Genomic DNA, 13,534 nt, shown 5'->3' with positions numbered 1-13,534 from the left:
TGAGGTGTCAGGAACGCACCCGATTGGTGCGCTGGACGAGGATCACGGCGATGATGATCAATCCTTTGAGCACCTGCTGCCAGAAGCTCTGCACGCCGTAGAGGTTGAGCAGGTTGTTGATCAGCACGAGGACCAGCACCCCGCCGAAGGTCGCCCGTGTGGAGCCGCGCCCGCCCGCCAGGCTCGCGCCGCCGATCACGCACGCGGCGATCGCGTCGAGCTCGAACGCCACCCCCACGCTCGGCTGGGCGATGCCGACCCGGCTGCTCAGGATGACGCCCGCCAGGCCGGCGCAGGCGCCGCTGATGGTGTAGGCGAGGATCACGTGGCGGCGCACGTTGATGCCGGCGAGCCGCACGGTCTCCGCGTTGCCGCCGATGGCGACGATCGAACGGCCCGCCGGGGTGCGCGTGAGGAAGACCCCTCCGGCCAGGAACACCGCGAGCATGATGAGCGTGCTCAGTGGGAGGGGGCCGGCCATGGCGGAGCCGAGCGTGAAGAACGCCGGATCCTCGGGGGCGATGGGCACCTCGGAGTACACGAACGCCAGGCCCCGTACGGTGGTCAGCGCGGCCAGCGTCACCACGAACGGCGCGAGCCCGAACCTCGCCACCAGCGTGCCGTTGACCAGCCCGAAGCCCACGCCGGACGCCACGCCCACCAGCATGGCCAGCGGGATGGGGATCCCGGCGACCAGGCCCGCGGTGACGATGCCGGAGAAGGCCACCACCGACCCGACCGACAGGTCGATGCCGCCGGTGAGGATGACCACGAGCATGCCGAACGCGAGCAGGCCCGTGGTGACCATCTGCTTGAGCAGGTTGGTGAGGTTGGCCGGGGTCAGGAACGTGTCGGAGGTGAGCGCCGCCGTCCCGGCCATCAGCACGATGAGCGCGACGAAGGCGGCCTGCACGGTGACGTCACGGCCCCCCAGGACGAGCCGGGGGAGCCTCCTGCCCGTGGCGGCGGCCGGGGCGGGCCCGGCGAGCTGGTCGGTCATGCGGCCCTTCCGATCGCGTACGTGAGGACCTCGTCCTCGGTGGCCGTGTCCGAGCGGGCCTCGCCGCTGATACGGCCCTGGTTCATCACGAGGACCCGGTCGGTGGCGCCCAGGACCTCGGTGAGGTCGGAGGAGATGAGCAGGACGCTGAGGCCCTCGCGGGCGAGGCCGTCGATCATGCGGTAGATCTCGACCCTGGTGGCCATGTCCACGCCGCGGGTCGGCTCGTCCAGGATCAGCACGCGGGGCCCGGCCAGCAGCCACTTGGCCAGCACGGCCTTCTGCTGGTTGCCGCCGCTGAGGTTCACGGCCGGCATGGAGGCGCACCTCGGCGGCTGGATGTCCAGCCGGTCGATCATCTCGGCCACCTTGCGGCGCCGGAGCGCCACGTCGATCAGCGGGCCGCGCGTGGTGGCGCGCAGCGTCGTGAGCATGATGTTGTCCGAGACGCTCATGCCGAGCACCAGGCCGCTGCCCTTGCGGTCCTCGGTGACCAGCGCCAGCCCGGCCGCGATGGCCTCGCCCGGCGTGCGGAAGTCGCCGGAGCCGTCCGCGGCGCGCACCTGGCCGGAGGTCGCGGGCTCGGCGCCGAACAGGCACCGGGCCAGCTCGCTGCGGCCCGAGCCCACCAGGCCGAACAGCCCCACGATCTCCCCGCTGTGCAGCGTGAACGAGATGTCCTCGAACTCCCCGGCCCGGCCGAGCCGCGACACGGTGAGCGCCGCCTCGCCGGGCCCGGCGCGGCGGCCCGGGTAGATCTGCTCCAGGCGGCGGCCGGCCATCATGCCGATCAGCTCGCCCTCGCTGGTGCGCGCGGGCTCGGTGGTGCCGATCACCAGGCCGTCCTTGATGACCACGATCGAGGTGGCCAGCTCCAGCACCTCGGCGAGCCGGTGGGAGACGTAGACGACGAGCACGCCTCGCTCCCGCAGCCGCCGGATCAGCGCGAACAGCGCCGCGAGGTCGGTGCCGGCCAGCACGGCGGACGGCTCGTCCAGCACCAGCACGCGGGGCTCGTCCACCAGCGCCTTGGCGATCTCGACCATCTGCTGCCGTGCCACCGACAGCCGGCCCGCGGCCGTACGCGGGTCGATCGCGCCGAAGCCGATGCCCTCCAGCAGCTCCTTCGCCCGCGCGTGCGCCGCCGGCCAGTCGATGAGCCCGGAACGGCGGCGCGGGAAGTTGCCCATCAGCAGGTTCTCGGTGACCGAGAGCTGGGGCACCAGCGTCAGCTCCTGGTAGACGGTCCGTATGCCCCGCGCGTGGGCGTCGTGGGGCGAGCGCAGCTCGACGCGCTCGCCGTCCATCCACATCTCGCCCTGGCTCATGGGCTGCGCGCCGGCGAGGATCTTGATCAGGGTGGACTTGCCGGCACCGTTCGCGCCCACCACGGCGAGCACCTCGCCGCGGCGGCCCGCGAGGTCCACCCCGTGGAGCACCCGCACGCCGCCGTAGTCCTTGCGCACGCCCCGGAGTTCCAGCATCATCCGAAGGCCCCCATCAGCACCATCGTCTTCTGCCGGGTGAAGTCCAGGACGGTCTCGTGCAGGCCCTCGCGGTAGCCCCCGGTGTCCTTGGTGCCGCCGAAGGGGAGGTTCTCCGCGCGCAGGGCGGTGGAGCCGTTGATCACCACTCCGCCGACGTCCAGCAGCCGTGCGAGCGTGAACGCCCGCGACACGTCCCGCGTGAAGACCGCGGCGTGCAGCCCGTACGGGGACTCGTTGGCCAGGCGCACGGCCTCCAGGGGGTCGGTGAAGCGGGCGACCGGCGCCACCGGGCCGAAGATCTCCTCGGCGAAGGCCTCGCTGCTCACCGGGACGTCCACGAGCACCGCCGGGTCGACGAACGCCCCGCGCCTGCCGCCCCCGGCGACCAGCCGGGCGCCGTCCCGCACGAGCCTTCCGACGGCCGCCTCGACGCGCTCCGCGGCCTCCTCGGCGATCAGCGGGCCGACGTCGGTGGACTCCAGCAACTGGTCGCCCACGCTCAGCTTGGCGGTCTGGCCGAGCAGGGACTCCACGAACGCGTCGTGGACGCCGTCCTGCACGTAGACCCGCTTGACCGCGCAGCAGATCTGCCCGTTGCCGCGCGCCAGCCGCCCGAGCACCACGGCCTGGGCGGCGGCCTCGACGTCGGCGTCATCGCACACGATCAGCGCGTCGTTCCCGCCGAGCTCCAGGAAGACCTTCTTCAGGGTCGCGGACCCGAGGCGCGCGATCTCGCGGCCGGCCGCGGTGCTCCCGGTGAGGCTGACCGCGGCGATCCCCGGCGACTCGGCGAGCGCCTTGGACACCGCCACGCCGCCGGTGACGACCTGGTGCGCGTGGCTGGGCGCGCCCGCGAGCTCGACCAGCTCGGCGACCCGCGTCAGGGCGAGCGGGCAGCGCGACGGCGGCTGCACGATGACGGCGTTGCCCGCGGCGAGTGCGGCGGCGGCCTTGTGCGCGTACAGCTCGACCGGGTAGTTGAACGGGACGAGCGCCGCGACGACGCCGAGCGGCTCGCGCGTCGTGACGGCGAGGTGCCGCTCCAGGCCGGGCACGGCGTCCAGCGGGATCTGCCGGCCGAAGAGCCTCGTGGCCTCCCCCGCGTACCCGCGGAAGATGCGGATCGCCGCCTCGACCTCGCCGCGGGTCTGCGGCAGGGGCTTGCCGTTCTCCCCGGCGAGAAGCACGGCCAGGCTCTCGGCCTCGTCCTCCATCAGGCCGGCCACCCGGCGCAGCAGGTCGGCGCGTTGGTGGGCGGGCATGGCGGCCATGGCGCGCTGGCCCTCTCGCGCGGCGTCGACCACCGATGCCACGCGCGCGGCGTCCATGGCCTCCACCTCCCCGAGGGGCTCTCCCGTGCCGGGGTTGCGGACGACGATGACGTGACCGGCTGGCGATATGGCGGCGGACATCCGTTTCACTCCTCGGGTGTATCGGCTTCTCGATCGGGGGCTGCCGGGGGACCGGCGGCGGTCAGGGGTCCCTGGCCTCGGCGTACGGCGCCCGCCCCGCCGCGGGCTCCCCGCGCGCGGGGGAGTTCCCGTTCTTCGCCACGTAGCCGATCCGGCGGCTGATCTCGGCGGCCATCGCGAGCGCGGAGGGCGCCAGGCGATGGCAGTCCTCGACGCTGAAGCGGTTGGCCGGCGCGGAGACGCTGAAGGCCGCGACCGGCTGGCCCGAGGCGTTCATGATCGGGAGCCCGAAGCAGCGGACGCCCTCCTCGTTCTCCTCGTCGTCGATCGCGAACCCCCGCGCCCGTACGGCGTCGAGCTCGTCCAGCAGCGCGTCGCCGGTGAGGGTGCGCGGCGTGCGGCGGTCGAGGGGACCGGCCGTGATCTCCGCCCGGCGCCGCTCGTCCAGCAGCGCGAGCACGGCCTTGCCCATCGCCGTGCAGTGCAGGGGGACACGGCTGCCGATGCGCGAGACGAGGCGCACCGACTTTGCGCTCTCGACCTTGTCGATGTAGACGATCCGGTTCCCCGCGAGGATGCCGAGGTGGACCGTCTCGCCGCTGAGCTCGACCAGCGCGACCAGGTACGGCCGCGCCGCGGCCCGCAGCCCGTCCTCCTCCAGGTACTGCCCGGCGAGCGTCACCAGGGTGACGCCGAGGTGGTACGAGCCGGCGGCGTCCCTGTCGAGCACGCCGAGTTCGAGCAGCGAGGTGACGTACCGGTGCGCGGTGCTGACGGCGACGCCCGCGTGGCGGGCCAATTCGCCCAGCGTGATACCGGCCCTGCCCGTTTCGGACACGGCTTGGATGAGTTCGAACGCCTTGTCGACGCTCGACGACTTCCGGCCACCTTGCATTCGAGTTACTCGAATCTATTTTCATAGCGCTGCAATTTTTTGCGATGGTTACATCGGATGTGCTTGGTGTCAAGCCCCCCTCTTGGGTGGCGATTCCGGGGGTTTTGAGGGGTATATGACGGATATATAGCGCTATGTCCGCTAGTGTCATCCGGGATTGGTTGGATGAGACACCCGAGGTGTGGGATGGCACGTGCTCTCGCCTGCGAGATCACGTCTCCGCAGGCTCACTGTGAGCATCGCTAGTTGCTCGATGCCATCCGGTTCTTGCGGTCACTGTCGTCGCCGACGGACAGCAGCATCGCCTGCGCGCGATGGTCGGAAAGCCCCTGCGGGTCGAGGAGGCGGTAGCCGTGGATGCGCGCCGAGGAGGTGAAGGTCCAGTCGAGCCGCCACAGGGCCGGGCCGGCCGCGGGCCACGAGGCGGGATAGAGACGACGATCGTCGTCCGCGCGGGAAAGCCGGTCGGACAGCCATTGGATATCTCCCATGGCGCCCGTGGTGTTGAAATCGCCGGACACCAGGATCGCGTTGCGGTTGGCCTCCACATCGGCCGCGAGACCGCGGAACTGCGCCTTGCGGGCGGCGTCACGGCCGTGCAACTCCGAGTAGAACTTCGATGTCAGGGGATTCTCGTCCAGCATGTACTGAGTGGGAATGTGCACGTTGTAGACCGAGATTATCGACGTGCCTATTCGCAGGTCGGTGCGCAGCGTCTTGGCCAGCAGGAATGCCGAATTCCACGCCGCCCCCGGGCCGAGGGCCACGGCCGGTCCGACCGGTGGGGAGGCCGCGACGGGAAAGCGCGACAGCGTCACCAGCTCGCCTTCCGCGGCGATGTGGTAACCGGGAAACTCCCGCCGCAGCCGGGCCAGATCGTCGACCTGCCGGGGCGTGCCGTCCGTCCAGTGCAAATACTCCTGGAGAAGGTAGACGTCGGCGCGCTGGGCCTTCAGGAAACCGTAGAACCGCTCAGGATCGTCGTCCTGATCCCAGTACTCGGTGTTCCACGACATCACGCGCACCGCTCCCGCCGGAGCGGCGGGAGCGCCGGGGCCCAGCGGGCCGAGGTGGAGCCCGCTCTGGCCGGCGCCGAGGGCGAGGGAGGCGGCGGCCAGAGCGGAGCACCACCACCGCCGCGACCGGCCCGCCAGCGGCGCGGCGGCCAGCAGCAGGAGCGGGCCGGCGAGATAGACCAGCGGGGGCACCAGATCGGGGAGCAGCCACAGCCAGAAGCGGCCGGACAGCACGCGGTGCAGCACGACGAACAGCAGCCACGCCACGGTGACCCCGATGACCAGCCGGACCCGCCACCGAGGGGCGCCTCCCACGCCGGGCTCCACCGTGCTCAGCCTCGGGCCCCGAGGGCGGCCGGCGCCGGGGTCTCGTACAGCCTGCGGAACCGCGTGGACACCAGCCACTGCACGGCGCCGGCCGCCACGCCGCCGATGATCACCAGGTTCACCAGGAAGTGCACGCCGACGAAGAACAGGCCGAACAGCGGGCAGCGCCTGGAGAACACGAACCTGTACATCCCCGCGTCGCAGGCCAGCGACACGGCCAGCAGGAGCGCCGGTACGGCCGTGGCCACCGGGCCGAGCACCAGCGGAAGCGGCAGGGCGGCGACCGCGAGCAGCGCCGCCACCGACGCCCAGGCCCGTGAGGCGGTCTCGTACCCCCGCGCGAACCGCCGCCTGCTCGCGTACAGGGGAACGCGGGTGCGGCCGCGGTGGAAGAGCTTGCGCAGCAGGGCGGGCAGTTCGCGGTCGTGGCCCATGCGCCCGTGGATGGCCGAGGTGATGAGCACGGTGTGCCGCCGGCTCAGCCGATGGCCGTAGTCGACCTCCTCGGTGTGCTTCAGCAGCGGGTTGAACGGCCCGGTCTCGGCGAACACCTCCGCCCGGATGGCGAACATCGCCGACCACAGGAAGGACACCTCGCCCTCCGAGCCGATCGACCAGTAATGGTGCTGGAGCGAGCGGTAGTCCTCGACCCTGGTGGAGCGGATCAGCGGCTCGGGGTCCTCGATGCCGCACGCCGCGCCGAGGCCGGGATCGGCGCGCAGCAGCGCCACCCCGGTGGCGACGGCGTCGGGCGCCAGCGCGACGTCGGAGTCCACGAAGAACAGTATTTCGCCGCTCGCCCACCCCGCGCCGGTGTTCCTGGCGACGGCGGGACCGCTGTTGACCGGAGTGCGTATGACGGTCACCCCCATGGACTCCGCGATGCGCACCGACTCGTCGGTGCTGTGGTCGTCCACCATGACGATTTCCAGGGGGGCGTAGGACTGTTCCTGTACGGCCTTGAGGCACAGTGGCAGGAATCGCGCGTGATTGTAGTTGGGAACGATCACGGTGACCAGCGGAGGGCGCGGTTCCACGGTTTACCTCACCTTCGGTTTCGGGTTCGGGAGCGTTGACGCGGCGGCGTTCTCGTTCGCGGCCAGGGAGACGGCCATGTCCTGGAGGTGGTGGCTCGACAGGCCCTCGGGGGAGCGCAGGGCGTACCGGTGGACGTCGACGCCGGGGGAGGTGAAGGTCCAGTCCATCCGCCACAGCCGCAGGCCGGCGAACGTCAGCGTCGCCGGATAGAGCGGCCCTCCGGCGCGCGCCGCGTCGTTCAGGTGGCCGAGCCGGCGCGTGTATCCCATGCCGGGCAGCAGGTTGAAGTTCCCCGAGGCCAGCACGGGGTTGGCGTTGCCGTCGACGTCGGTGACGAGCTCGCGGAGCTGGGTCGCCCGCGCGGCGTCGAGCAGCCTCATCGACCGGTAGAAGTCCCCCGTCAGCGGGCTGGAGCTCAGATAGAGCATGTCGTAGAGATGCACGTTGTAGACCGACAGGACGCGCCCGCCGACGCGTAGATCGGTGCGCAGCGCCGCGCGTCTCCAGTTCGTCGCGACCGGGTTCGGAACCGTCCCCAGCGCCAGGTCACGCACGATGGGGAATCGCGAGATCGTGAGGAGCCCGTCGGCGGTCGCGAAATAGCGGGAGGGGAACTCCCGGCGTAGCTGTTCTCCGTCGTCGATCGGCGTCGGCGCCCCCGGCCCGCATCCGGAGTGCTCCTGGAGCAGGTAGACGTCGGCACTCCACTTCTTCAGATAGCGCAGGAAACGGGCGGGGTCGTCGGTGGTGTCCCAGCAGAAGGTGTCCCAGGACACGACGCGAAGCGCGCCGGGCGGCACGGGCCCGTCCAGGCCACCGCCCCACGGCGCCCGCAGCCCCGCCTGGTCCAGGCCGAGGACGAGCGCGGCCGAGGCGAGCAGCGCCGTCCACCACCGGGCCCGCCCGGCCACCCGCGCCCGGCTCAGCGCGAGCACCCCGACGGCGGCGAGCAGGGCCACCGGCAGCAGCGCGAACAGCAGCGGCGGCACCATCAGGTCGGGGATGACCCACACCCAGGTACGGCCGCTGAGCAGCCGGTGCAGCACGACGAGCGCCGCCTCCGCCGCCGCCAGGCCGACCAGTGCCCGTTCGAGGCGGGACAGCCGCGCGCGGGCGAGCAGGAGCGTCGCCACCGCCCAGAGCACCGCGAGCGGCGCGGCGAAGAACACCACGAGCGGCGCCGCGCCCCCCCACCACCAGAACCGGCCGGTCAGCCAGTTGGCCAGGGTGAAGGCCGCCCACAGCGCCAGGATCCCGAGCGCCACCAGGCCCGCCCGGCGCGGCACGCTCATGCCGTCGCCCGGTCCCTGACGCGCAGCCAGAACGACGCGGGAAGGTAGGTCTCGGTGAGCGCCACCCGGTGCCACAGCGGGTCCACCAGGCCGCGCAGGCGCTCGTCCCCCTGGATGAACGCGTTGGGCAGCTCGACCTCGAACAGGGCCGGGTTCGCCAGCAGGAAGGCCGCGAGCAGGTACTGCTCGGAGTAGTGGCGCCAGCGCCACTCGGGCGGATAGTCGCTGGGCAGCAGGATGTCGTGGAGCTGCACGAGCACGCCCGGCCGCAGGAGCGGCAGGATCTCGAAGAAGAACACCGTCACGTCCGAGCCCATGAACACCCGGTGCGAGCCGTCCAGGAAGACGACGTCGCCGGCGTCGAGGCCGGCGAAGACCTCGGGGTCGACGTGTTCCAGCGGGCTGCGGACCACCGTGTCGCACAGCGCGTCGATGTTCGCGCGCGGCGCCGGGTCGATCGAGGTGACGTGCGTGCGGAGGCCGTGGTCCTCGATGGCGCGGCGGGCGAACTTCGTCGAGTTGCCCGACCCGATCTCGACGTACCGCCGAGGGCCGGTCTCGGCGAGGAAGCCGTAGAGGGCGAGGGCGTCCAGCGGCGGCAGCCATCCGTTGTCCCAGTACGGCGTGGTGCCGTCCGGGCGGTCCCGCAGGGGGATCGCGGCGAGGTCGGGGCCGAAGGCGAGGAAGCGGGCGAGCCGGTCGGCGTAGCGCTCGCGGCCCGCGTCGAGCAGGGCCGCGATCTCCGGGTGGTCCGGCCTGCCGTAGCCGAACCTCGGCTCAGGGCGCACGGGGTGGTCGAGAAAGATCGGCCGGCGCATGCCGAAGGCGGACAGCACCACGCCGTGCACGGCCGGATGCCGCTCCAGCCACTCCAGTGGCCGGTCGGCGAAGGGCAGGGCCGCGAGCATCCTGAGCACGGCGCCGGTCACTGGCCCCGAGGGGAGCTGCCGTACGAGGTGGCGGGTCTGCCCGCGGCGCGGGGTGAGCGGAACGGGGCCGCTGTGCGAGGTCATGAGGGCGAGGCTCCTTCTGCGCGCTGGTCGATGAGGGGGGAGGGGCGGGCGCGTCGCCGGCCCGCCCAGGCGAGCAGGCCGAGGACGGCCGCCGTGGACGCGACGTCGCCCACGGTGATCAGCACCCGGCTGAGGGCCACGAGCGTGACCAGTCCGGGGCCGGTGAGCAGGGTGGCGACGGTCAGCCCGAGCACGGCCTCGCGCACGCCGAGGCCGGACGGCATGACCAGGGTGAGGATCCCGGCCACGGTGGACAGCGCGAAGCCGCCGATGCCCACGGTCATGGCCCCGGAGACCGGCGCGCCGAGCGCGACCGCGAGCACCGTCACGTGCAGGCCGCTGACCAGCCAGCCCACCGCCATGAGCCCGGTGACCGCGAGCAGGGTGCGCCGCCGGGGCAGCACGAGGGTCCGCTCGCCCCGGCGCAGGATCCGCTGGGCGAGCCCGAGCAGCGTGCCCAGCAGCCGGGGAGCGGCCAGCGGTACGAGCGCGGCGGCCAGCATCGGCAGCAGCGCCCACCAGATCGGGTCGGACGCCACGAGCCAGGGCAGGGCGACGAGCCCGGCCGCGAGCCCCGCGACCACCGCGAGGCCCTGGCTGGCCACGAACGCCCCGGCCAGCCGGGCCGGGGGCTCGCCGAGCGGCCGGGCCTGCGCCGCGTGCGCCACCGCCGGCCAGACGCCGCCCGGAAGGTAGCGGGTGAGCCCGGCCAGGAAGAAGACGCGGACCGCGACCGGCAGGGACAGGCGGGTGCCCAGCCCGGCCAGCAGCATGCGCCAGCCGAAGAACCCGGGCACGCCGCCCACCGCCGCCAGCGCCGCGGCGAGCAGGGCGTTCCCCCAGCCCACCAGCCGCAGGCTCTCGCCGAGCCCGTCGCGCACGCGCCACAGCTGGTAGCCGAGGAACCCGAGCACGAGCAGGTAGGCGGCCACGCGCAGCCCGGCGAACACCCTCTGCCGGGTGGTGCGGCGCACGGCCGTCATGCGGGCGCCTTGGCGTACAGGCGCCGGAACGACCGCGACGTCAGCCACTGCAGGATCCCGACGCCGGCCCCGGCGGCGATGGTCAGGTTGACCAGGAAGTGCATGCCGACGAAGAACAGCCCGAACCCGGCCTTCCGGCCGGCGAACACGAACCGGTACATCCGCCGATCGATGGCCAGGCAGGCGGCGAACATCAGCACCGGCAGCGCCGCGGTCCAGGCGGCCCCGGTCAGCAGCGGCACGGGCAGGGTCGCGGCCGTCAGCGCGGCGGCCAGGCTCGCCGCCGACTCCGGCGAGCCGACCACGCCGGGGGCGTACTGCCGTTGCAGGAAGAACGGCACGTGCAGGCGGGTGCGGGTGAAGACCTTCCGCAGCGCGACGCGCACCGTGGCGTCGTCGTCGTGCCGGCCGCGCACGGCCGAGGTGAGCCGCACCTCGTACCGGCCGGTGAGCCGCTCGCCCACGTCGGCGCCCTCGGTCTGCAGGAGCTCGGGGTTCCACGGCCCGACCTCCGCCCACACGGCGGCCGGTATCGCGATGATGGCGACCGGCAGGAACCCCTTGATCGGGCCCTCGGCGACCCGGTACCAGTAGTGGCGGTACAGGGTCCGGTACTCCTTGACCAGGCTGTCGCGGTTGAGCGGGACGGGCTCGTAGTTGCCGCAGACCGCGCCGATCCTGGGGTCGGACCCGAGCAGCGCCACGGCCTCGGCGACCGCGTCGGGGGCGAGGCCCACGTCGGAGTCGAGGAAGAACAGCACCTCACCCCGCGCGTGGTCCGCGCCGAGGTTCCGCGCGACGCTCACCCCGCTGTTGCGCGGCGTGCTGAGCACCCGCACCCCGAGCGACCTGGCCACCTCCACGGAGTCGTCGGTGCTGCAGTCGTCGACGTAGATGATCTCCAGCGGGGAGTACGTCTGCGCCTTGACGGCCTTGAGGCACTGCGCGAGCACGTTCCCGTAGTTGTAGTTGGGGACGATGACAGAGACGAGCGGCGCGGAGGCCATGGTTCACCAGCCTTTCGATGGATCGACCGCGCGCCGGCGTGCGGCGGCGCGATGGGAGGGCCCGAAGGAGGAGTCGAGCGCGGCGCGCACCCATCCCACGGCGGCCCCGCCGACCAGCGCCGCGTGGGCGAGGAGGTGCACGGCGGTGAAGTAGGCCAGGAACCCCGGCCCCCTCTCCCGCAGGACGAAGCGCGACAGCGACGGGTCGGACACCGCGAACAGGACGAGGAAGGCCGCCGGCAGGGGAAGCGCGGGCGGCCACGCCAGGCCGAGGGGCAGCGTGGCCATGGTCAGCGCGGCGGCGAGCACGCCGCCCGCGCGGTTGACCACCAGGGCGTCGCGCCGCAGCCGGTTCCGCGCGGAGAAGCGGAGCAACTGCGCGCGCCGGTACTGCTCGGCGAGCAGGGGCAGCAGCCGGTCGGCCTCGTCGTGGCGGCCGGTGACCTCGGCGGCCAGCCGGATGCGGTGGCGCGCCAGCAGGCGCTCGCTGTACTCGTCGTCCTCGGCGCAGCGCAGGTTGTCGTCGAACGGCCCCACCTCCTCGAACACCGCGCGCGGTAAGGCCGCGAGGGCGAAGACGGCGGTCGAGGTCAGGCCCACCGCCCGGCTGAGCGCGTGGTGCAGGTGCAGCGTCCGATAGGTCTCCACGGGGCCGTCGTCGATGAGCGGCTCCTTGGCGTAGACGCCGTACACGCAGCCGCAGCCGGGGTCCTCGCCCAGCAGCCGCACCGCGTTCGCCACCGCGTCGGGGGCGAGGCCGACGTCGGAGTCGAGGAAGAACAGGATCTCGCCCCTGCTCGACGCCACCCCGGCGTTGCGGGCCGCCGACACCCCCCGGTTGTACGGGTGCCGGACGAGCGTGCAGGGGAACTCACCCGCGATGACCCGCGAGCGGTCCGTGCTGGCGTCGTCGACCACGACCACCTCGATGTCGCGGTAGGTCTGCGCCAGCGCCGCCGCGAGGCAGGCGCGCAGCGTCTTCTCGGAATTGTGGGCCGGGACGATGACCGACACCAGGGGGGAGGTCCTGGGCACGACTGCCGCCTTTCGCGTTGCCGGGGTTCATCGGAGGATCGCCTCGGCCAGCGCCGGATGCCGGGCGAGCACAAGGGTCGTGCCGAGCACGACCGCCAGCGCCAGGCCCGTGGCCGCCAGGCCGCGGTCGCGCAGCACCGCCCGCACCGGGTCGCCCCCGCCGCCCTGGACGAGCACCACCTGCAGGTAGCGGAACAGGGCGAACAGCGCGAAGGGCGTGCACAGCAGCATCGCCGCCTGGCCGTACGGCCCGAGGGGCGCCTCGGTGCTCAGGTAGATCAGCCCGGCGACCGCCGTGAGCACGCAGGTGAGCTGGAGGAGCTGGTTGGCCAGCTCCACCGAGTAGCCGCGCAGCGCCGGCCGGTGCGCCGCCCCCGTCTCCAGCAGTTCCTGGCGCCGCTTGCCGATGACCAGCAGCAGCGACACCGAGAACACCGTGACGAGCAGCCAGCCTGAGACGCGTTCCCCGATGGCCACCGACCCCTGGACGACGCGCAGGGCGAAACCCAGCGCGACGGCGCACACGTCGATGAGGGGGATGTGCTTGAGCGAGCGGCTGTAGGCCACGTTGAGCACCAGGTAGGCCAGCAGCGGCCAGTACGGCCTGCCCGGCCCGAACCCGACCAGCACGCCGAGCAGGGCGAGCAGGGCGGTGCAGTACAGGTAGCCGGCCCGTACCGAGACGTGCCCCGCGGCGATCGGACGGTGGCGCTTGGTGGGATGGGCGCGGTCCCGGTCCCGGTCCGCGATGTCGTTGCCGACATAGACGCATGCACCGGCCAGGACGAACCCGGCGACGGCCCATCCGACCTCGCCGAGCGCCGTGAGGGTCCAGGTGCCCGCGTCGGCGAGCGCGATGGGGACGAGCAGGAGGCTCTTGGCCGCGTGCAGCGGCCGGATCAGGGTGACCAGGCTCGCGAGCGTCCCCGGCCGGCCGCCCGCCGTCTCGCCCGCGGGCGGCTCCGGCCTCTGCGCCATTCCCTGGGGACCGGGAGGGTCGATGACACGCATGTGGACCTCCGGCCCGGG

Annotated in this window: 12 protein-coding genes; all 12 read right to left on the bottom strand. The window is 72.7% G+C overall.

The annotated features are described in order from the left end of the window. Positions 1 to 7: 7 nt before the first annotated feature. The 12 genes from OG589_RS16490 to OG589_RS16435 all read right to left on the bottom strand — a co-directional run bounded on the left by OG589_RS16490 (position 8) and on the right by OG589_RS16435 (position 13,516). Complete coding sequence (locus tag OG589_RS16490; RefSeq protein WP_405149993.1) at positions 8 to 1,000, bottom strand: ABC transporter permease; 993 nt, start codon at positions 998 to 1,000, stop codon at positions 8 to 10. Beyond that, complete coding sequence (locus OG589_RS16485) at positions 997 to 2,487, bottom strand: sugar ABC transporter ATP-binding protein (RefSeq protein ID WP_405149992.1); 1,491 nt, start codon at positions 2,485 to 2,487, stop codon at positions 997 to 999. The genes OG589_RS16490 and OG589_RS16485 overlap by 4 nt, the downstream gene beginning before the upstream one ends. After that, the gene (locus OG589_RS16480; protein WP_405149990.1) at positions 2,484 to 3,899 is read right to left on the bottom strand and encodes an aldehyde dehydrogenase family protein; all 1,416 of its coding nucleotides are present in this window, start codon (positions 3,897 to 3,899) and stop codon (positions 2,484 to 2,486) included. The genes OG589_RS16485 and OG589_RS16480 overlap by 4 nt, the downstream gene beginning before the upstream one ends. Before the next feature lie 61 nt (positions 3,900 to 3,960). Next, the gene (locus OG589_RS16475; RefSeq protein WP_405149988.1) at positions 3,961 to 4,794 is read right to left on the bottom strand and encodes an IclR family transcriptional regulator; all 834 of its coding nucleotides are present in this window, start codon (positions 4,792 to 4,794) and stop codon (positions 3,961 to 3,963) included. Positions 4,795 to 5,036: 242 nt separating this feature from the next. Beyond that, a complete protein-coding gene (locus tag OG589_RS16470) occupies positions 5,037 to 6,125 on the bottom strand; it encodes an endonuclease/exonuclease/phosphatase family protein (RefSeq protein ID WP_405149986.1) in 1,089 nt (362 codons plus the stop codon). Positions 6,126 to 6,142: 17 nt separating this feature from the next. Continuing rightward, positions 6,143 to 7,174 (bottom strand): glycosyltransferase family 2 protein, encoded by a 1,032-nt coding sequence (locus OG589_RS16465; protein WP_405149984.1) that lies wholly within the window; start codon positions 7,172 to 7,174, stop codon positions 6,143 to 6,145. A gap of 3 nt (positions 7,175 to 7,177) precedes the next feature. After that, positions 7,178 to 8,467, bottom strand: a complete 1,290-nt coding sequence (locus OG589_RS16460) for an endonuclease/exonuclease/phosphatase family protein (RefSeq protein WP_405149982.1) — start codon at positions 8,465 to 8,467, stop codon at positions 7,178 to 7,180. Then, a complete protein-coding gene (locus OG589_RS16455; protein ID WP_405149980.1) occupies positions 8,464 to 9,480 on the bottom strand; it encodes a class I SAM-dependent methyltransferase in 1,017 nt (338 codons plus the stop codon). Before OG589_RS16455 ends, OG589_RS16460 begins: the two co-directional genes overlap by 4 nt. Next, the gene (locus OG589_RS16450; protein ID WP_405149978.1) at positions 9,477 to 10,463 is read right to left on the bottom strand and encodes a hypothetical protein; all 987 of its coding nucleotides are present in this window, start codon (positions 10,461 to 10,463) and stop codon (positions 9,477 to 9,479) included. The genes OG589_RS16455 and OG589_RS16450 overlap by 4 nt, the downstream gene beginning before the upstream one ends. Beyond that, the gene (locus OG589_RS16445) at positions 10,460 to 11,470 is read right to left on the bottom strand and encodes a glycosyltransferase family 2 protein (protein WP_405149976.1); all 1,011 of its coding nucleotides are present in this window, start codon (positions 11,468 to 11,470) and stop codon (positions 10,460 to 10,462) included. The genes OG589_RS16450 and OG589_RS16445 overlap by 4 nt, the downstream gene beginning before the upstream one ends. A gap of 3 nt (positions 11,471 to 11,473) precedes the next feature. Further along, positions 11,474 to 12,505 carry a glycosyltransferase family 2 protein gene (locus OG589_RS16440; RefSeq protein ID WP_405149975.1) on the bottom strand — a complete coding sequence of 344 codons (1,032 nt, stop codon included), beginning with the start codon at positions 12,503 to 12,505 and terminating at the stop codon, positions 11,474 to 11,476. A gap of 27 nt (positions 12,506 to 12,532) precedes the next feature. Next, positions 12,533 to 13,516 (bottom strand): UbiA prenyltransferase family protein, encoded by a 984-nt coding sequence (locus tag OG589_RS16435; RefSeq protein ID WP_405149973.1) that lies wholly within the window; start codon positions 13,514 to 13,516, stop codon positions 12,533 to 12,535. Between the last annotated feature and the right edge of the window lie 18 nt (positions 13,517 to 13,534).

This window comes from Sphaerisporangium sp. NBC_01403, from assembly GCF_045040145.1.
GTDB lineage: Bacteria > Actinomycetota > Actinomycetes > Streptosporangiales > Streptosporangiaceae > Sphaerisporangium > Sphaerisporangium viridialbum.
The sequence above is the reverse complement of the archived record's forward strand: the minus strand, read 5'-3'. Positions and strand labels throughout refer to the sequence as shown.